This window comes from Pseudomonas sp. A014 (assembly GCF_052378495.1).
In the GTDB taxonomy this organism is placed as follows: Bacteria; Pseudomonadota; Gammaproteobacteria; order Pseudomonadales; family Pseudomonadaceae; genus Aquipseudomonas; species Aquipseudomonas machongensis.
In genome coordinates this window covers 5814581-5833182 of record NZ_CP199001.1, presented here as the reverse complement: position 1 = coordinate 5833182, position 18602 = coordinate 5814581, and the positions used below count along the sequence as shown (strand labels likewise).

Annotated in this window: 13 protein-coding genes; 8 read left to right on the top strand and 5 right to left on the bottom strand. The window is 63.6% G+C overall.

Annotated elements, in window-relative coordinates; all coding sequences use genetic code 11:
• Window positions 1-84 precede the first annotated feature (84 nt).
• Together ACTYOL_RS26885 and gcvP are read left to right on the top strand one after the other, a co-directional pair.
• Window positions 85-2061, top strand: a complete 1977-nt coding sequence (locus tag ACTYOL_RS26885; RefSeq protein ID WP_444757346.1) for a methyl-accepting chemotaxis protein — start codon at window positions 85-87, stop codon at window positions 2059-2061.
• Between the two features lie 116 nt (window positions 2062-2177).
• Window positions 2178-5051: an aminomethyl-transferring glycine dehydrogenase gene (gcvP, locus tag ACTYOL_RS26880; RefSeq protein ID WP_444757345.1), complete on the top strand. Its 2874-nt coding sequence runs from the start codon at window positions 2178-2180 to the stop codon at window positions 5049-5051.
• Window positions 5052-5128: 77 nt separating this feature from the next.
• On the opposite strand, the gene ACTYOL_RS26875 is transcribed toward gcvP, so the two are convergent.
• The 3 genes from ACTYOL_RS26875 to ACTYOL_RS26865 form a co-directional block, all read right to left on the bottom strand.
• Entirely contained in the window at window positions 5129-5443 is a 315-nt protein-coding gene (locus ACTYOL_RS26875) for a DUF2388 domain-containing protein (RefSeq protein WP_054894995.1), read from the bottom strand.
• 92 nt (window positions 5444-5535) lie between these two features.
• Complete coding sequence (locus ACTYOL_RS26870) at window positions 5536-7215, bottom strand: GspE/PulE family protein (protein ID WP_444757344.1); 1680 nt, start codon at window positions 7213-7215, stop codon at window positions 5536-5538.
• A 101-nt stretch (window positions 7216-7316) separates the two neighbouring features.
• On the bottom strand, window positions 7317-7643 hold the full coding sequence (locus ACTYOL_RS26865) for a hypothetical protein (RefSeq protein WP_153774818.1): 327 nt from the start codon (window positions 7641-7643) through the stop codon (window positions 7317-7319).
• 126 nt (window positions 7644-7769) lie between these two features.
• Between ACTYOL_RS26865 and ACTYOL_RS26860 the strand changes: the two genes are divergently transcribed.
• A complete protein-coding gene (locus ACTYOL_RS26860; RefSeq protein ID WP_153774819.1) occupies window positions 7770-8240 on the top strand; it encodes an Lrp/AsnC family transcriptional regulator in 471 nt (156 codons plus the stop codon).
• 60 nt (window positions 8241-8300) lie between these two features.
• On the opposite strand, the gene ACTYOL_RS26855 is transcribed toward ACTYOL_RS26860, so the two are convergent.
• On the bottom strand, window positions 8301-9680 hold the full coding sequence (locus tag ACTYOL_RS26855) for a CYTH domain-containing protein (protein ID WP_063541748.1): 1380 nt from the start codon (window positions 9678-9680) through the stop codon (window positions 8301-8303).
• Window positions 9681-9784: 104 nt separating this feature from the next.
• Between ACTYOL_RS26855 and argE the strand changes: the two genes are divergently transcribed.
• Both argE and argA read left to right on the top strand, forming a co-directional pair.
• Window positions 9785-10927, top strand: a complete 1143-nt coding sequence (argE, locus tag ACTYOL_RS26850) for an acetylornithine deacetylase (RefSeq protein ID WP_065862346.1) — start codon at window positions 9785-9787, stop codon at window positions 10925-10927.
• Window positions 10928-11052: 125 nt separating this feature from the next.
• Window positions 11053-12351: an amino-acid N-acetyltransferase gene (gene argA / locus ACTYOL_RS26845; RefSeq protein WP_063541744.1), complete on the top strand. Its 1299-nt coding sequence runs from the start codon at window positions 11053-11055 to the stop codon at window positions 12349-12351.
• A gap of 151 nt (window positions 12352-12502) precedes the next feature.
• Here the strand turns inward: argA and ACTYOL_RS26840 are convergent, their stop codons facing one another.
• On the bottom strand, window positions 12503-13879 hold the full coding sequence (locus tag ACTYOL_RS26840; RefSeq protein ID WP_054894988.1) for a glutamine synthetase family protein: 1377 nt from the start codon (window positions 13877-13879) through the stop codon (window positions 12503-12505).
• Between the two features lie 668 nt (window positions 13880-14547).
• Between ACTYOL_RS26840 and ACTYOL_RS26835 the strand changes: the two genes are divergently transcribed.
• From ACTYOL_RS26835 to ACTYOL_RS26825, 3 genes are all read left to right on the top strand, one after another.
• Window positions 14548-15906, top strand: a complete 1359-nt coding sequence (locus ACTYOL_RS26835; protein WP_054894987.1) for a glutamine synthetase family protein — start codon at window positions 14548-14550, stop codon at window positions 15904-15906.
• Window positions 15907-15954: 48 nt separating this feature from the next.
• Window positions 15955-17316 carry an aspartate aminotransferase family protein gene (locus ACTYOL_RS26830; RefSeq protein WP_197890527.1) on the top strand — a complete coding sequence of 454 codons (1362 nt, stop codon included), beginning with the start codon at window positions 15955-15957 and terminating at the stop codon, window positions 17314-17316.
• A gap of 169 nt (window positions 17317-17485) precedes the next feature.
• Window positions 17486-18583 (top strand): polyamine ABC transporter substrate-binding protein, encoded by a 1098-nt coding sequence (locus ACTYOL_RS26825; protein WP_063541740.1) that lies wholly within the window; start codon window positions 17486-17488, stop codon window positions 18581-18583.
• Window positions 18584-18602: the final 19 nt, after the last annotated feature.

The window sequence follows — 18602 nt, the reverse complement described above, 5'->3', positions numbered from 1 at the left end:
AAGAGGGCGCGATTTCCCGTTCAATAATAAAGCGGGTGGTCAGCGTGATCAGGATGATCCCGGCCTCTTGCCAGGAGCTTCGCCATGTCTCGACCCCGTGCCCGGATTGCCTCGCAACTCGGCGTCGCCCTCGCCATCGTGCTGGCGCTGGTGATCACCGGCAGTACCCTGTTCGCCCTGCGCTCGCTGGACGACGCCAACCTCGCCACCCGCCAGCAACACCTGGCCAGTGAAGCGCGGCTGCTGGCCGACCAGCTCGACACCTTCCACGGCTCGCTCAAGGACAACACCCAGCGCCTGAGTGGCCTGTTCGAGCGCCGCTTCGCCTCGGGCCTGTCGCTGCATGCCGGCGAGACCGTGCAGGTGGCCGGCCAGGCCACGCCTGCCCTGTACCTGGGCGATCAGCTGATGAACAACGACTTTCGGGTAGTCGATGAATTCCAGCAGATGACCGCCGGCATCGCGACGCTGTTCGTGCGCAGCGGCGACGACTTCGTGCGCATCACCACCAACCTCAAGAAACAGGACGGGAGCCGGGCCATTGGCACCCAGCTGGACCGCCAGCACCCGGCCTACAGCAAGCTGCTCGCCGGGCAGATGTATGTAGGGCGTGCGGTGCTGTTCGACCGTAACTACATGACCCGTTACGTGCCGGTGAGCGATGCCAGCGGCCGGGTGATCGCCGTGCTGTTCGTCGGTTTCGACTACACCGATGCGCAGAACGCTCAGTTCGCCAATCTCAAGCGCTTCCGCATCGGCCAGACCGGCTCGCTGGCGCTGCTCGACAACCAGGGCCAGTGGCTGGTGCCGCCTGCCGGCGTGGCCGATGCGCAGGCTGCGGTTGCCGCTGTGGCCGGCCTGGGCGAAAAAGGCCGCTTCTGGACCAACGGCCAGCAGCAACTGTTCAGCGTGGTCGAGCCCTTTGCCGAGGGGCCGTGGACCGTTGTGGCGAGCATGCCCGAGGCGGAAATTCGCGACGTGACCTGGAGTGTTGGCCTACGCCTGGCGATCGGCAGCCTGCTGGCGATGGTCCTGGCGGTGCTCGCCACGCTCTGGCTGCTGCGGCGCAAGCTTCGCCCACTGGACGACCTGGTGCGCCAGGCCGAAGCCCTGGGCGCGGGTGACCTCAGTGCACGCCTGGCGGTGACCAGCGAAGACGAGATCGGCCAGTTGGCGCGCAGCTTCAACCAGATGGGGGATGCCCTGGCGACCATGGTCGAGCACATTCGCAGTGCTTCCGAGCAGGTCAGCGCGCGCTCGCGCTCCCTGGCCGGGCTTTCGTCCGGTGCCTGCGAGGGCATGGAGCAGCAGTCAGGCGAGATCACCAGCATGGCTGGCGCCGTCGAGGAGTTCAGCGCCACCTCGATGAACATCGCCGAGAACATGGCCGGCACCGAGCGCATGGCCCAGGACAATACCCAGCAGACGCGCATCGGCCGCAGCGCCATGGACCAGGCCTCCGTCTCGCTCAAGCAGATCGCCGAGGCGCTGGGTGGCACCGCCACAGTGATGGACAGCCTGGGCGCGCGTTCCCAGGAAATCGGCGGCATCGTCGGGGTCATCACCGCGATTGCCGAGCAGACCAACCTGCTGGCGCTCAACGCCGCCATCGAGGCGGCCCGCGCTGGCGAGCAGGGCCGTGGTTTCGCCGTGGTTGCCGACGAAGTACGTGGCCTGGCCGCGAGAACCCGCCAGGCCACCGATGAAATTTCCGGAATGATCGCCAGTATCCAGCAGCAGACCGGGCATGCGATCAGCACCCTGGAGCAGGGCAATCGCCTGATGCAGGAAGGCCTGGAACGCAACGAAAAGGTCGCCGAGGCACTGGCGCGCATCGACGAGCAGAGCCGCGCGGCGGGCGAACAGTTCACCGCCATCAGCACTGCGACCCAGGAGCAGAGCAGCACCGCGAACCTGCTCAGCCGTAACCTGCAGAGCATCGCCCAGGCCAACAGCGAGCAGCACGACGTGGCCAATGAGCTGGCGGCCACGGCCAAGGAGCTCGAGGGCCTGGCCGGGCAGTTGCGCCAGGAAGTGGATCGCTTCCGGGTAGGTGGTTGATCTGATCTGACCAGGGCTGCAATGCAGCCCTGTACGCAAGTTTTTCCGCACTGTCGTCGATCCCTTCCTAGACTTGTAAGTCTCCACGAGAACTGGTCCAGGAAGAGAAGATCGCCATGTCCCAGTCGCCATCCCTGTTGCAACTGCAAGTGCCCAACCCTTTTCTGCAGCGTCATCTGGGCCCGGATACCCGCGAACAGAGCGCCATGCTCGCGGCGCTGGGGGTTGCCAGTCGCGATGCCCTGATCGAGCAGACCGTCCCGCCAGGTATCCGTTTCGGTCGCCCGCTTGACCTGCCCCCGGCCCTCGACGAGCAGGCAGCCCTGGCCAGGCTGGCCGGATACGCCGGGCAGAACCAGGTGTGGACCAGCCTGATCGGCATGGGCTATCACGGTACCGTCACGCCAACCGTCATCCTGCGCAACGTGCTGGAAAACCCCGGCTGGTACACCGCCTACACACCGTATCAGCCGGAGATTGCCCAAGGCCGCCTCGAGGCGCTGCTCAATTTCCAGCAGATGATCATCGACCTCAGCGGCCTGCCGCTGGCCAACGCCTCGCTGCTCGATGAGGCGACGGCCGCCGCCGAGGCCATGGCCCTGGCCAAGCGGGTCGCACGCAGCAAGAGCAATGCGTTCTTCGCCGACGAGCACTGCCACCCCCAGACGCTCTCGGTCTTGCGAACCCGTGCCGAAGGTTTCGGCTTCGAGCTGATCGTCGATTCGCTGGAGAACCTGGGCAAGCATCAGGTATTCGGTGCGCTGCTGCAGTACCCCGACACCCATGGCGAGGTTCGCGACCTGCGGCCGTTGATCGAGCAGTTGCATGGCCAGCAGGCGCTGGCCTGCGTTGCCGCCGACCTGTTGAGCCTGGTAGTGCTGACACCGCCTGGCGAAACCGGGGCCGACGTGGTGCTCGGCTCAAGCCAGCGCTTCGGTGTGCCGATGGGCTATGGCGGGCCTCATGCGGCGTATTTCGCCTGTCGTGACGACTACAAGCGGGCGATGCCCGGACGCATCATCGGCGTGTCCCGCGATGCCCGCGGCAACACCGCCCTGCGCATGGCCCTGCAGACCCGCGAGCAACACATCCGCCGCGAGAAGGCCAACTCCAACATCTGTACCGCCCAGGTACTGCTGGCCAATATCGCCGGTTTCTACGCCGTCTACCATGGCCCCGAAGGCCTGCGGCGCATTGCCCAGCGTGTGCAGCGCCTGACCCAGATCCTGGCGGCCGGGCTGCAGTCCAAGGGCATCAAGCGCCTCAATCAGCACTTCTTCGACACCCTCACCCTCGACGTTGGCGGCACCCAGGCCGCGATCATCGAAAGTGCCGAAGAAGCACGCATCAACCTGCGCATTCTAGGGCGCGGGCATCTGGGCGTGAGCCTGGACGAGACCTGTGACGAAGCGACGGTGCTCAAACTGTTCGACATCTTCCTCGGTGTCGACCACGGGCTGGATGTCGCCACCCTCGATCAGCAGCCTTTGCCCCCGGCAGTGCCGGACACTCTGCTACGCAGCACGCCGCTGCTCGAACATCCGGTGTTCAACCTGCACCACAGCGAAACCGAGATGCTGCGTTACCTCAAGCAGCTGGAGAACAAGGACCTGGCGCTGAACCAGTCGATGATCCCGCTGGGCTCGTGCACCATGAAACTCAACGCCACCAGCGAGATGATTCCCATCACCTGGCCTGGCTTTGCCCTGCTGCATCCCTTCGCACCGGCTGCACAGGTGCAGGGCTACAAGGCGATGATCGACGAGCTGGAGGGCTGGCTGTGCGCGATCACCGGTTTCGATGCGATCTGCATGCAGCCCAACTCCGGCGCCCAGGGTGAATATGCCGGGCTGATGGCCATCACCCGCTATCACCGCAGCCGCCATCAACCGCAACGCACCCTGTGCCTGATTCCGTCGTCGGCCCATGGCACCAACCCGGCCTCGGCGCAGATGGCCGGAATGGAGGTGGTGATCGTCGACTGCGACGAGGCGGGCAACGTCGACCTCGATGATCTCAAGGCCAAGGCGCGCCAAGCCGGGGATCGATTGTCGTGCCTGATGATCACCTACCCCTCGACCCATGGGGTGTACGAGGAGGGCATTCGCGAAATCTGCGAGGTGGTCCATCAACAGGGCGGGCAGGTGTACATGGACGGCGCCAACCTCAACGCCCAGGTGGGCCTGGCGCGTCCGGCGGATATCGGCGCCGACGTCTCGCACATGAACCTGCACAAGACCTTCTGCATCCCCCATGGCGGTGGTGGGCCGGGCATGGGGCCGATCGGGGTGCGCGCACACCTGAAGCCCTTCGTCGCCAGCCATCCGGTGGTGCCGGTACCGGGCCTGGACCCGAACAACAGCGCCGTCAGCGCAGCGCCCTGGGGCAGTGCCAGTATCTTGCCGATCAGCTGGATGTACATCGCCCTGATGGGGCCACAGCTGGCCGATGCCAGCGAGGTGGCGATCCTCAGCGCCAACTACCTGGCCAACCGCCTGGCGGGGGCCTTTCCGGTGCTCTATCGCGGGCGTAACCAGCGCGTGGCCCATGAATGCATCCTCGACCTGCGTCCGCTCAAGGCGCAGACCGGGATCACCGAGGAGGACGTGGCGAAGCGCCTGATGGACTATGGCTTCCACGCGCCGACCATGTCGTTCCCGGTGCCGGGCACGCTGATGGTCGAGCCGACCGAGAGTGAGTCGAAGGCGGAACTGGATCGCTTTGTCGAGGCGATGCTGGCGATCCGAGACGAGATTGCCCAGGTGCAGGAGGGGAATTGGCCAGCGGAGGACAATCCGCTCAAGCATGCGCCGCACACGCTGGCCGATGTGCTGGCACCCTGGAATCGGCCATATAGCCTGGAGCAGGCGGTCGCGCCCAGTGCGCATGTGCGCTTGCACAAGTACTGGCCGACGGTGAATCGGGTGGACAACGTGTACGGCGATCGCAATCTGTTCTGTGCTTGCGTGCCGGTGGACGCGTATCGCTGAATCCGGGCCTGCTGTGGAGGCGGTGCTGCGCAGGTCTGCTCGCGCAGCCCGCTCCCGCAGCGGGCGTCGAATGCAGGTTACTGAGCGGTGAGATTACGGGCCAGGATCGCGTTGGCCAGTTCCATGTCGCTGGCCTGGACGCCAGGGTTGTCGGCGCGCACCTGACGCATCGCCGCTTCCAGGTAAGGGCCGCGGATCGAACCTTCGCTTGCCACGAAGCTGCCGGCATCGTCCTGGGCGGCCGCGACCAGTTTGTGGTCCTTGAACGTCAGATAGGTCGAGCCGGTGGTCGCACCGGACGAAATGACGTTGCGCCAGAAGCCGTCGGCCATGGCGGAGCCGATCGGCAGGGACAGCAGGGCAGCAGCCGCAATGGCGGTTTTGAAACGCATGTGAATTACCTCGAACGATGAGGGCGGGGGGATGCGAGGTTGGATCGCCGCGCGGGCCGCAAGTTCCTTTGCACGCCGCGTATGCCGGGCGCTCAGGCACATACCCGAAGGACTTCCGCGAGGCTGGTCATGCCCCGAGCCACCCTGTCTTCACCGCAGCGGCGCAGGTCGCGCATGCCCTGTGCCAGAGCCTGCTGGCGCAGGCTGGCAAGGTCGCTGTCCGGGCCGATCCGAGTTCGCAGGGCGTTGTCCAGCACGAGCAGTTCGAATAGCCCCGTGCGCCCTTGGTAACCGGTACCGCGACAGTGGCGACATGCCGTTTCACGAGTGCCGGGGCGTCCCTTGCAGGTGCTGCAGAAGGTGCGTGCCAGGCGCTGGGCCATCACGCCGATCAACGTGGCCTTTATCAGGTAATCGGCCACACCCAGCTCCTGCAGGCGAGTAATGGCGCTGCAAGCGTCGTTGGTGTGCAGGGTCGATAGCACCAGGTGTCCGGTCAACGCCGCCTGGACCGCCACCTGGGCGGTTTCGCGGTCGCGTATCTCGCCGATCATGATGATGTCCGGGTCCTGGCGCAGCAGCGCGCGCACGCCGTTGGCAAAGCCGAGGTCGAGGCCGGGCTGGACCTGCAACTGATTGAAGCCGGGCTCCATGCGCTCGATCGGATCTTCGATGGTGCACAGGTTGACCTCTGGCGTGGCCAGGTGCTTCAGGCTGGCGTAGAGCGTGCTGGTCTTGCCCGAGCCGGTGGGGCCGGTGAGCAGGATGATGCCCTGGCGCTTTGCCAACAGCGCGTGCCACTGCTCCAGCAAGGCACCTTCGAGCCCCAGGCGCTCCAGGTCTTCGTGCAGTTGTTCGGGATCGAAGAGGCGCAACACCAGTTTTTCGCCGAACGGTGTCGGCAGGGTCGACAGGCGCAACTCGACTTGCGCGCTGCCGGGCAGGCGGCTTTTCAGGCGTCCGTCCTGTGGGCGGCGCTTCTCGGCGACATCCATTCGCCCGAGGTGCTTGAGGCGGCTGACCAGCGCCAGGACCACGCCGGCGGGAAACTGGTAGACCGTATGCAGCAGGCCGTCGATGCGGTAGCGCAAGCGACCCTCGTCGTGGTGTGGTTCGAGATGGATATCGCTGGCACGCTGCTCGATGGCGTACTGCAGCAGCCAATCGACGATATGCACGATGTGCGCATCATCGGCGCTGATGGCGGTGCTGCGCCCACCGAGCTCCAGGAGCTGCTCAAGTTCGCCCAGGCTTGCGCGCTGCTGCTGGTGGGCGCCCTGCACGGATCGCGACAGGCGCTGGAACGTGTCGCCGAGCTGGCGCAGTTGCACAGGGCTGGCCAGCACCCGGCGAATCGGCTGGCCTAGGCTGCGGCTGAGGTCGGTTTCCCACTCGCGTTGGTAGGGCTGTGCGCTGGCCACGGTAATGCCGGTCGCATCCAGCGCCACGGCGAGGATGCCGTGGCGCTGGGCGAAAGCGGGCGAGATCAGGCCGGCGACGCGAGCCAGATCGACCTGCAACGGGTCCAGGCGCAGAAAGGGTTGGCCGACCCTTTCTGCGAGCCATTGGCACAGGGTGTCGAGGTCCAGGGTATGACCGGGGCGCAGGCAGTCGCTCAGGGCCAGGCTGGCGAGGACTTCGAGCGGGTGGCCGGGCTGGCTGGCGGCGTGTTCGAGTGCACGCAGGGCATCGCCGGGGGCCAGGCGATGTTCGGCGAGCAGCGTGTCGAGGAGGCGTTTGAGGTCGAGGCTGTGATCGTGAGGGTTGTGCATGGCGGCGTCCTTGCCGAGGCTGCTGAGAGGCCCAGGCAAGGGTAGCTGCAGAGCGGGGCAGGGCTTTGGCGAAGGCGTTTCCGAATCTTGCGGGGCAGACGTCAGCCCGCCGCCACCTCAGACAGTTTCGGCACGCTTTCCAGAAAGACCTCGCCGACACACACCAGGTTACGCATCTTCTGTGCGATCACCCCGGCGCGGTGCCAGCTGAGGCCGTCGATACCGATCTCCAGCTCCAGCAGGCCGTCGCGCTGGCACACCTGCACGCTGTGCGGTGTGAGGAACTGCAGGGCGAAGAGATTGAGTACCCGGCACAGGCTGTCCGGCTCGGCCTCGATGTCGAGGCGGTAGCGGACCTCGCCATGCAGGGCGCTGGCGGCCCAGGCGTCGCTACGGGGCTGGGGGGTGTGCCGTTCGAGTGCATTCATGGAGCGTCTCCTTCGATGTGGAGAAATTCTCGCAGGTCGAAACCGGCATTTCTTCGCTATGATTGCCCTTGTTTTGTAGTTGGACGAATAATAATTGTCGTATTTTTGGCATCTGGAGAATAAATCATGCAAAGCGAGCTGGATGCCTACGACAGGCGCATTCTTGAACTGCTGCAGGAGGATGCGTCGCTGTCCAGCGCGCAGATCGCCGACCGTGTCGGGCTGTCGCAGTCGCCTTGCTGGCGTCGGATACAGCGCCTGAAGGATGAAGGGGTTATTCGCGCCCAGGTCACCTTGCTGGACCGCAAGAAGGTCGGTCTGAACACGCAGATATTTGCCGAGGTAAAACTCAACGCCCATGGGCGTTCGAACTTCACCGAGTTCACCGAGGCGATCCGCGGCTTTCCGGAAGTACTGGAGTGTTATGTGCTGATGGGGGCGGTCGACTTCCTGCTGCGTATCGTCACCTCGGACATCGAGGCCTACGAGCGGTTCTTCTTCGAGAAGCTGTCGAACGTACCGGGGATACAGGAAGTGAATTCGATCGTGGCGCTCTCGGAGATCAAGTCCACCACCTGCCTGCCGCTATCGAGGTGAGGCCTTCGCAGGTAAATCGGGTCGGTGCCCCGATTTACCTGCGAAGAAGCCGACGCGCGACTACACCTTGAGCAGGTGTTTCCAGGCGCGGCTCTGGTCGATGGCGCGAGCCTGCTCGATGCGGGCTTCGAAGAGCGCGTCCGACTGCTCTTCGGCCAGCGGCTGCTCGGCCAGTTCGTGCAGCTTCTTCAGATCGCCGTACAGGCGGTCCAGTTGCGGCACTTCCAGCACCTGGCGGGCGTGGTGCAGCCAGGTCAGCAACTGCTCGATGCGCGGCAACTGCTCCCCCAGATCCTCTGGGCGCTGGGTGTACAGCGGCAGTTTCAGCGCGCGGCCTTCTTCACCCAGTTGGTGGTGCAGCCAGCTGGCCAGTTGCGCCTTGCCCTGGCGCTCGCCGCGGCCCTTGCGCTCCACGGTCCAGGCGCGCGCCAGCAGCCAGCGCGAGGTTTCCAGGGAGAACTGGCCCCAGCGGGTGTCTTCCAGCTCTTCGGCGAACTGCTCGGGCGCGGCGCGGCGGATGTCTTCGTCCTCGTTGCCGGCCTGTACCAGCGGGCGCCAGTCTTCGAGCAGGGCGTCGAGGCGGGCGCGCAGGTCACGGGTGGTAGCTCGTGGCGCGGCCTGGCCCAGGCTGCTGGTGAGGGCGCGCAGCTCTGCCAGGCACTGCACCCATTCCTGCAGCAGGCGCCAGTGGCCGTTATGACGGTACTGTTCTGCCAGGCGCTGGCTGCTGCCCAGCAGTTGCCAGGCGAGCGCGGCGTAGGCGTCATCCACAGCCATTTCGGCGTCCAGCTCGGTGTGTGGCAGGCTCAACTCGTAGCTATCTGGCTCGAGCAGGCGGTAGCCGCGCTCGGCCTTGCTGATGTCGCAGGGCATCAGGGCCAGCGTGGCGGAGAGCTCGGCAGCCAGCTCCAGCAGGGCTTCAGGGGCGCCTTCACGCAGCTCCAGCTCGAGCTCGCAGATTTCTTCCTTGCGTTTGCCGGCAATGACGAAGCCTTGGTCGAGCGCGGCTTCGATCACCACCTTGGCCTTGCCGCGCCCCCAGGAGATCTCGGCGTATTCGCGGGTGAAATCGGTGGTGAACAATGGCTTGATGGTCTTCTTGTCCAGCTCGGCCAATTGCTCGGGCCAGCAACTGGCGTCGAGTTTCTTCAGGTCCAACTTGACCTTGTCCAGGTACCACTCGTACTCGTTGCGCTCGGACAGGCCGGCAACGCTCTGCCCACGGCACTTGAGGGTCTGGATGATGACCTCGCCGTCGCGGCGCAGGCGAAGGGCGACGCGGGCTGCAGAGAGCTCGCGGTCGGGGGTGTCGAAGTACTGGTTGAGCAGTTCGCGGGTCTGCCAGCCGGACTTGTTGCGCTTCTTCAGCAAGGGGTGCTCGCGCAGGGCGGCAAGGGTCTCGCGGCTGGCGCGGAGCTTGAGTTCGGTTTCTTTGTGCATCGCTGGCTCGAAGGAAGGCGTGGTTGCCGGAGAGTCTACAGGAGTTGCCCTGCCAAGGGACGGCATTGCTATGATGACCGCCATGCTTTACGAGGAGTTCGTGCATGCCGTTGCCATCGCTCAAAGACCAGTTCGCCGCCCTGATCGCCGCCCCCTCGGTCAGCTGCACCCAGGCCGCACTGGACCAGTCCAACCGCCAGGTCATCGACCTGCTCGCCAACTGGTTGGGCGATCTGGGTTTCCGTTGCGAGGTCCAGGAGGTCACTCCAGGCAAGTTCAACCTGCTCGCCAGCCGCGGTACCGGCCCGGGCGGCCTGGTGCTGGCCGGCCACAGCGATACGGTGCCGTTCGATCCACAGTTGTGGAGCAGCGACCCGTTGAAGCTCACCGAAGTGGATGGCCGCTGGGTAGGGCTGGGCAGTTGCGACATGAAGGGCTTCTTCGCCTTGGTGATCGAGGCGGTGATCCCGCTGCTGGAGCACGACTTCAAGCAACCGCTGCTGATCCTCGCCACCTGCGATGAAGAAAGCTCGATGTCGGGCGCTCGCGCCCTGGCCGAAGCGGGACAGCCGCTGGGCCGGGCGGCGGTGATCGGCGAACCCACTGGGCTGAAGCCGATCCGCATGCACAAGGGCATCCTCATGGACCGCATCGATATTCTCGGGCGCAGCGGCCATTCGTCGGATCCAAGCCTGGGCCACAGTGCCCTGGAGGCCATGCACGCGGTGATGGGCGAACTCATGGGCCTGCGCCAGCAGTGGCAGCAGACCTACCGCAATCCGCAGTTCACCGTGCCCACCCCGACGATGAACTTCGGCTGCATCCACGGCGGCGACAACCCCAATCGCATCTGTGGCCAGTGCGCCCTGGAGTTCGACCTGCGCCCGTTGCCAGGGATGGACGTGGAGCAACTGCGTGCGGCTATACGGGCAAAGCTCAAACCTGTGGCCGAGCGCCATGAAGTGCGCATCGACTATGCGCCGCTGTTCCCCGAGGTACCGCCGTTCGAGCAGGCCGCCGACGCCGAGCTGGTGCAACTGGCCGAGCGTCTGACCGGTCATCGTGCCGAAGCGGTGGCCTTTGGCACCGAAGCGCCTTATCTTCAACAGCTGGGTTGCCAGACCATCGTGCTCGGCCCCGGCGACATCGCTTGCGCCCATCAGCCGGGCGAGTACCTTGAAATGTCACGAATCGAGCCTACCGTGCGTCTATTGCGTGATCTTGTCCGGCACTATTGCCTGAGCTAAACGTCCACTGACCTGATTCGTTCCTGCCTAGAGGAGACCGCGCGTGACCGCAAGCCTGTTCCGACGATGACTTTCGAACGTTGTGCGCCTTCACCCGTCTCGTTCACTTATCCACAGGCCCTGTCATGCCCGAATACGTCAACTGGCTGCGTCATGCCTCCCCGTACATCAATGCCCATCGCGACTGCACCTTCGTGGTCATGCTCCCCGGCGATGGTGTCGATCACCCCAACTTCGGCAATATCGTCCACGACCTGGTGCTGCTGCACAGCCTGGGCGTGCGCCTGGTACTGGTCCACGGCTCGCGCCCGCAGATCGAAAGCCGGCTGGCTGCCCGCGGCCTGACCCCGCATTACCATCACGGCCTGCGCATCACCGACGCCGCGACCCTGGAGTGCGTGATCGACGCCGTCGGCGCCCTGCGCCTGGCCATCGAAGCGCGCCTGTCGATGGATATCGCCGCATCGCCCATGCAGGGCTCGCGCCTGCGTGTGGCCTGCGGCAACCTGGTGACTGCACGGCCTATCGGCGTGCTGGAGGGGGTCGACTACCACCACACCGGCGAGGTGCGGCGCATCGATCGCAAGGGCATCAGCCGCCTGCTCGACGAGCGCTCCATCGTGCTGTTGTCGCCACTGGGCTATTCGCCGACCGGCGAGATCTTCAACCTGGCCTGCGAAGACGTCGCCACCCGTGCCGCCATCGAACTGGGCGCTGACAAGTTGCTGTTGTTCGGCGCCGAGCCGGGCCTGCTGGACGACAAAGGCAAGCTGGTGCGTGAGCTGCGGCCGCAGCAGGTTCCGGCGCACCTGCAACGCCTGGGCAGCGACTATCAGGGTGAGCTGCTCGATGCCGCCGCCGAGGCCTGCAAGGGTGGGGTAGCGCGCAGCCACATCGTCAGCTACGCCGAGGATGGTGCGCTGCTCACCGAGCTGTTCACCCGCGACGGCGGTGGCACGCTGGTAGCGCAGGAGCAGTTCGAGATCGTTCGTGAGGCGACCATCGAGGATGTCGGCGGCCTGCTCGAGCTGATCAGCCCGCTGGAAGAGCAGGGCATTCTTGTGCGCCGTTCGCGCGAGGTGCTGGAGCGGGAAATCGAGCAGTTCAGTGTGGTGGAGCGTGACGGCATGATCATCGCCTGCGCGGCGTTGTATCCGATTGCCGAGTCCGAGGCGGGCGAGCTGGCGTGTCTGGCGGTGAATCCGGAGTACCGGCATGGGGGCCGGGGTGACGACCTGCTCGAGCGTATCGAGACCCGTGCGCGGCAGCTGGGCCTCAATACCCTGTTCGTGCTGACGACACGTACGGCGCACTGGTTCCGCGAGCGCGGGTTCCAGCCCAGTGGCGTGGAACGGCTGCCGGCGGCGCGGGCTTCGCTGTACAACTACCAGCGCAATTCGAAGATTTTCGAGAAGTCGTTGTAGGTCAGTACCGGCCCTATCGCGGGACAAGCCCGCTCCCACAGGCACCCCTCCGACTGTGAGACCAGCGGGTGCCTGTGGGAGCGGGTTTACCCGCGAAGCAGACACCGCGAACCTCAATGAAAAACGCCGCCCCTGAGGGCGGCGTTTTCGTTTACACGGTATGCAGGTACCAGTTGTACTCGAGGTCGGAGATCGAGTGTTCGAACTCCTCCAGCTCGCTCTCCTTGCACGCGACGAAAATGTCGATGTACTTCGGATCGATGTACTTGTTCAGGATCTCGCTGTCGTCCAGCTCGCGCAGGGCATCGCGCAGGTTGTTCGGCAGGCTCTGTTCCAACTGCTCGTAGGAATTGCCTTCGATCGGCTCACCCGGCTCGATCTTGTTGGTCAGGCCGTGGTGCACACCAGCCAGGACCGCCGCCATCATCAGGTACGGGTTGGCGTCGGCGCCGGCCACGCGGTGCTCGATGCGCACGGCGTCCGGCGAGCCGGTTGGCACGCGCAGGGCCACGGTGCGGTTGTCCAGGCCCCAGCTCGGCGCGTTCGGTACGTAGAACTGTGCGCCGAAACGGCGGTACGAGTTGACGTTCGGGCAGAGGAACGCCATCGATGCGGGCAGGGTCTCGAGCACACCGCCGACAGCGTGACGAAGCGCGGCGTTCTGCTCGGGATCCTCGCTGGTGAAGATGTTGTTGCCATCTTTGTCCAGCACGGAGATGTGTACATGCAGGCCATTGCCAGCCTGGCCCGGGTAGGGCTTGGCCATGAAGGTGGTGTCCATTTCATGGTCGTAGGCGATGTTCTTGATCAGGCGCTTGAGCAGCACTGCGTAGTCACAGGCCTTCAACGGATCGGGCACGTGATGCAGGTTGACCTCGAACTGCGCCGGGGCGCTTTCCTTGACGATCGCGTCGGCCGGGATGCCCTGCTCCTTCGCGCCTTCGAGGATGTCCTGCAGGCAGTCGGCATACTCGTCCAAGTCGTCGATCAGGTAGACCTGGGTCGACTGTGGACGCTTGCCCGAGATCGGCGAGCGCGGCGGCTGCGGACGGCCGTTCACGTTCTCCTGGTCGATCAGGTAGAACTCCAGCTCGAATGCGGCGCAAATGGTCAGGCCCATGTCGGTGAACTTGCTCACCACCTGGCGCAACACTTCACGCGGGTCGGCGAAGAACGGCTCGCCTTCGATTTCGTGCATGGTCATCAGCAGTTGCGCGGTCGGGCGCTTCTGCCAAGGTTCGTTGGAGAGGGTGCCAGGGATCGGATAGCAGATGCGGTCGGCGTCGCCGATGTCCAGGCCAAGGCCCGTGCTTTCGACGGTCGAACCGTTGATATCCAGGGCGAAGAGGGAGGCGGGCAGGTTGATGCCTTTCTCGTAAACCTTGTGAAGGCTCGTGCGTTCGATACGCTTGCCACGAACCACACCATTCATATCTGCAATCAGAAGGTCAACGTAGAGAACCTCAGGATGTTCCTTAAGGAACGCGTTCGCTTCGTTAAGCTGAACGGCACGCGGGGGTACCGACATGATGCAACACCTTTGTTGTTAAAAATATCAATCAAGGGGGGCTTGCAGACCCAGTCAATCGAAAAGACAAACTGATGTCAAGCCAACCTCCTGATGCCCTGAAATGGCACATCAACGGCGGATTTGCTGCATATAAGGGCATGCCATTATCCGCTAAATCTGTAGGAAAGGGCTACGGCGATGGTGGCGTATTTTATTTTTTACGGAGGTGTTGTGAAAAAAAATGAACGAGGCTAAGCTCGGTCGCAACCCATAACAGTAATAATACGAGGGTCACATGGTCCGCCAGTCGCGACCTGAAAGCGCCGCCTGCGCTGTGCAGTCAGGTATTTTCACCGCTTGCCGAAAGGCCCTCGCGCGCCTGGCCCATTCCAGGAACAGACTGGCCGCAATAATTGACGACCGGCACAGTCAGCCCTCGCCCCGTAGCAGTTTACTGCACGCTTTTCTTACTTCCTGCCCTTTGCTTTCGAGATCGACACGCGTTTTGCGCGTGGATCGGCTGCCGTCCTGCGCATGGGTTTTTGCTTTGGCAACGTACTCCATCCAGAATCAATGCGTGGGCCTTGCCAGGCCCTGCCGCGCCGAATGCGCCGACATTGACCGACGCCAGGCGTCAGTAGCGCCCGCCCCGCTGGGGCTGGGTCAAATGACCTCCTGAGGTATTTATGAGTAACAACCTCGACCAGCTCACCGATTGGTTGAAAGAGCACAAGATCACCGAAGTCGAATGCCTGATCAGCGACCTGACCGGCATCACCCGTGGCAAGATCTCGCCGACCAACAAATTCATCGCCGAAAAGGGCATGCGCCTGCCCGAAAGCGTTTTGTTGCAAACTGTGACTGGCGACTACGTCGACGACGACATCTATTACGACCTGCTCGACCCGGCCGACATCGACATGATCTGCCGCCCCGACCAGGATGCGGTGTTTTTGGTGCCTTGGGCCATCGAGCCGACCGCCCAGGTGATCCACGACACCTATGACAAGAAGGGCAATCCGGTCGAACTGTCGCCGCGCAACGTCCTCAAGAAGGTGCTCAAGCTCTATGCCGACAAGGGTTGGCAGCCGATCGTCGCGCCAGAGATGGAGTTCTACCTGACCAAGCGCAGCGAAGATCCGGACTTCCCGCTGCAACCACCGGTGGGTCGCTCTGGTCGTCCGGAAACCGGACGCCAGTCGTTCTCCATCGAGGCCGCCAACGAATTCGACCCGCTGTTCGAAGACGTCTATGACTGGTGCGAACTGCAGCAGCTGGACCTCGACACGTTGATCCACGAAGACGGCACGGCGCAGATGGAGATCAACTTCCGTCACGGCGACGCGCTGCACCTTGCCGACCAGATCCTGGTGTTCAAACGCACCATGCGCGAGGCCGCGCTCAAGCACAACGTGGCCGCGACCTTCATGGCCAAGCCCATGACCGGCGAGCCCGGCAGCGCCATGCACCTGCACCAGAGCGTGATCGACATCGCCACCGGCAAGAACATCTTCTCCAATGAAGACGGCAGCATGAGCACGCTGTTCCTGCATCACATCGGCGGCCTGCAGAAACTCATTCCCGAGGCATTGCCGCTGTTCGCACCGAACGTCAACTCGTTCCGCCGTTTCCTGCCTGACACCTCGGCACCCGTGAACGTGGAGTGGGGCGAAGAGAACCGTACCGTCGGCCTGCGCGTACCGGATGCCGGCCCGCAGAACCGCCGCGTGGAAAACCGCCTGCCGGGCGCCGACGCCAACCCCTACCTGGCCATCGCCGCGAGCCTGCTGTGCGGCTTCATCGGCATGGTCGAGGGCATCGAGGCCAGCGCGCCAGTCCAGGGCCGTGGCTATGAGCGGCGCAACCTGCGCCTGCCGCTGACCATCGAGGACGCCCTGGAGCGTATGGAGAACAGCCGGTCGCTGGTGCAGTACCTGGGCAAGAAGTTCATTACCGGCTACGTCGCCACCAAGCGCGCAGAGCATGAAAACTTCAAACGCGTCATCAGTTCCTGGGAGCGTGAGTTCCTGCTGTTTGCCGTGTGATCAACCCTGGGGCCGCCGCAACGCGGCCATCGGATAGTGGAGAAGCAGATGAGCGTCAACAACCCGCAAACCCGTGAATGGCAAAACCTGAGCGGCGAGCACCACCTGGCACCCTTCAGCGATTACAAGCAACTGAAGGAGAAGGGGCCGCGCATCATCACCAAGGCCCAGGGTGTGCATTTGTGGGACAGCGAGGGGCACAAGATCCTCGATGGCATGGCCGGCCTGTGGTGCGTGGCAGTTGGCTATGGTCGCGAAGAGCTGGTCCAGGCGGCAGAGAAGCAGATGCGCGAGCTGCCGTACTACAACCTGTTCTTCCAGACCGCTCATCCGCCAGCACTGGAGCTGGCCAAGGCCATTACCGACGTGGCGCCCGAAGGCATGAGCCATGTCTTCTTCACTGGCTCCGGCTCTGAAGGCAACGACACCGTGCTGCGCATGGTCCGCCACTACTGGGCGCTCAAGGGCAAACCAAACAAGCAGACGCTCATCGGCCGGGTCAACGGCTACCACGGCTCCACCGTCGCTGGCGCTAGCCTTGGCGGCATGAGCGGCATGCACGAGCAGGGTGGTTTGCCGATCCCGGGCATCGTGCATATCCCGCAGCCGTACTGGTTCGGCGAAGGTGGCGACATGACCCCGGAGGCGTTCGGAATCTGGGCTGCCGAGCAGTTGGAGAAGAAAATTCTTGAGGTCGGTGAAGACAACGTCGCCGCCTTCATCGCCGAGCCGATCCAGGGCGCCGGCGGGGTGATCATTCCACCCGAGACTTACTGGCCGAAGATCAAGGAGATCCTCGCCCGCTACGACATCCTGTTCGTCGCCGACGAAGTGATCTGCGGCTTTGGCCGTACCGGCGAGTGGTTCGGCTCCGATTATTACGACCTCAAGCCTGACCTGATGACCATCGCCAAGGGCCTGACCTCCGGTTACATCCCCATGGGCGGTGTGATTGTGCGTGACAAGGTGGCCAAGGTGCTCAGCGAAGGTGGCGATTTCAACCACGGCTTCACCTACTCCGGCCACCCGGTGGCAGCGGCGGTGGGGCTGGAAAACCTGCGCATCCTGCGTGACGAGAAGATCGTCGAGCGCGCACGCACAGAAGTGGCACCGTACTTGCAAAAACGTCTTCGCGAACTGCAAGACCACCCGCTGGTGGGCGAGGTACGCGGCCTGGGCCTGCTCGGCGCAATCGAGCTGGTCAAGGACAAGGCGACCCGCAGCCGTTACGAAGGCAAGGGCGTGGGCATGGTTTGCCGCAACTTCTGTTTCGACAACGGCCTGATCATGCGCGCAGTGGGCGACACCATGATCATCGCGCCGCCGCTGGTAATAAGCCGCGAAGAAGTGGACGAACTGGTGGAAAAGGCGCGCAAGTGCCTGGATCTGACCCTGGAAGCGATTCGATAGGCGTTTGCTAGGCTAGCGATGTGACATTAAGTCGTTACAAGGCCCTGCTTTCCTTGAAACAGCGCCTTGTAACTTGCCAGACTAGCGGTTGTTTCAGTCGTCCAGCGCTTGCACCACGGGACCTGGCAGCTGAACAGATGGCTACTAAAAAAATTCTGGAGCATAACGCATGAAGAAAATGGGCAAGACGTTGCTGGCCGCCGCCCTGATGGGTGCCATGGCCACTGCTGTTCACGCTGAAGACAAGGTGCTGAACGTCTACAACTGGTCGGACTACATCGCTCCGGACACCATCGCCAAGTTCGAGAAGCAGACCGGCATCAAGGTCAAGTACGACGTCTTCGACAGCAACGAAACCCTGGAAGCCAAGCTGCTGGCAGGCAAGTCGGGCTACGACATCGTCGTGCCGTCCAACAACTTCCTGGCCAAGCAGATCAAGGCCGGCGTTTACGAGGAGCTCGACCGCTCCAAGCTGCCGAACTGGAAGAACCTCGACGAAGACCTGCTCAAGGCCGTTGGCGACGCCAGCGACAAAGGCAACAAGTACGCCTTCCCGTACATGTGGGGCTCCATCGGCATCGGCTACAACCCGGCCAAGGTCAAGGCCGCGCTGGGCGTCGACAAGATCGATTCATGGGACGCCGTGTTCAAGCCGGAGAACATCGCCAAGCTCAAGAGCTGCGGTGTGAGCTTCCTCGATGCGCCGACCGAAATGCTTCCGGCCGCGCTGCATTACCTGGGCAAGCCGACCGACAGCACCACCAAGGAAGACCTGAAGGCGGCCGAGGACCTGTTCCTGAAGATTCGTCCTTCGATCACCTACTTCCACTCCTCCAAATACATCGGCGACCTGGCCAACGGCAACATCTGCGTGGCCGTCGGCTACTCGGGCGACCTGGAGCAGTCCAAGGCCCGCGCCCACGAAGCCGGCGACAAGGTCAAGCTGGACTACATCATTCCGAAAGAAGGCGCTGGTACCTTCTACGACATGGTCGCCATCCCGAAAGATGCCGAGCATAAAGATGCCGCCTACCAGTTCATGAACTTCCTGCTGCAACCGGAAGTCATGGCCGAGATCACCAACGCCGTGCGCTTCCCGAACGGCAACAAGGCCGCGACCCAGTTCGTCGACAAGGACATCACCAGCGATCCGAGCATCTATCCGCCGGCTGATGTGAAGAAACAGCTGTATGCGATCGCTGCTCCTGAAGCGGCCGCACAGCGTTTGATCACCCGTAGCTGGACCAAGATCAAGTCGGGCAAGTAAGCCCGATGCGGGGCTCTCT

Coding starts and splice junctions, on each gene's coding strand:
- ACTYOL_RS26885 (WP_444757346.1), top strand. CDS start 85: ATGTCTCGACCCCGTGCCCGGATTGCCTCGCAACTCGGCGTCGCCCTC.
- gcvP (WP_444757345.1), top strand. CDS start 2,178: ATGTCCCAGTCGCCATCCCTGTTGCAACTGCAAGTGCCCAACCCTTTT.
- ACTYOL_RS26875 (WP_054894995.1), bottom strand. CDS start 5,443: ATGCGTTTCAAAACCGCCATTGCGGCTGCTGCCCTGCTGTCCCTGCCG.
- ACTYOL_RS26870 (WP_444757344.1), bottom strand. CDS start 7,215: ATGCACAACCCTCACGATCACAGCCTCGACCTCAAACGCCTCCTCGAC.
- ACTYOL_RS26865 (WP_153774818.1), bottom strand. CDS start 7,643: ATGAATGCACTCGAACGGCACACCCCCCAGCCCCGTAGCGACGCCTGG.
- ACTYOL_RS26860 (WP_153774819.1), top strand. CDS start 7,770: ATGCAAAGCGAGCTGGATGCCTACGACAGGCGCATTCTTGAACTGCTG.
- ACTYOL_RS26855 (WP_063541748.1), bottom strand. CDS start 9,680: ATGCACAAAGAAACCGAACTCAAGCTCCGCGCCAGCCGCGAGACCCTT.
- argE (WP_065862346.1), top strand. CDS start 9,785: ATGCCGTTGCCATCGCTCAAAGACCAGTTCGCCGCCCTGATCGCCGCC.
- argA (WP_063541744.1), top strand. CDS start 11,053: ATGCCCGAATACGTCAACTGGCTGCGTCATGCCTCCCCGTACATCAAT.
- ACTYOL_RS26840 (WP_054894988.1), bottom strand. CDS start 13,879: ATGTCGGTACCCCCGCGTGCCGTTCAGCTTAACGAAGCGAACGCGTTC.
- ACTYOL_RS26835 (WP_054894987.1), top strand. CDS start 14,548: ATGAGTAACAACCTCGACCAGCTCACCGATTGGTTGAAAGAGCACAAG.
- ACTYOL_RS26830 (WP_197890527.1), top strand. CDS start 15,955: ATGAGCGTCAACAACCCGCAAACCCGTGAATGGCAAAACCTGAGCGGC.
- ACTYOL_RS26825 (WP_063541740.1), top strand. CDS start 17,486: ATGAAGAAAATGGGCAAGACGTTGCTGGCCGCCGCCCTGATGGGTGCC.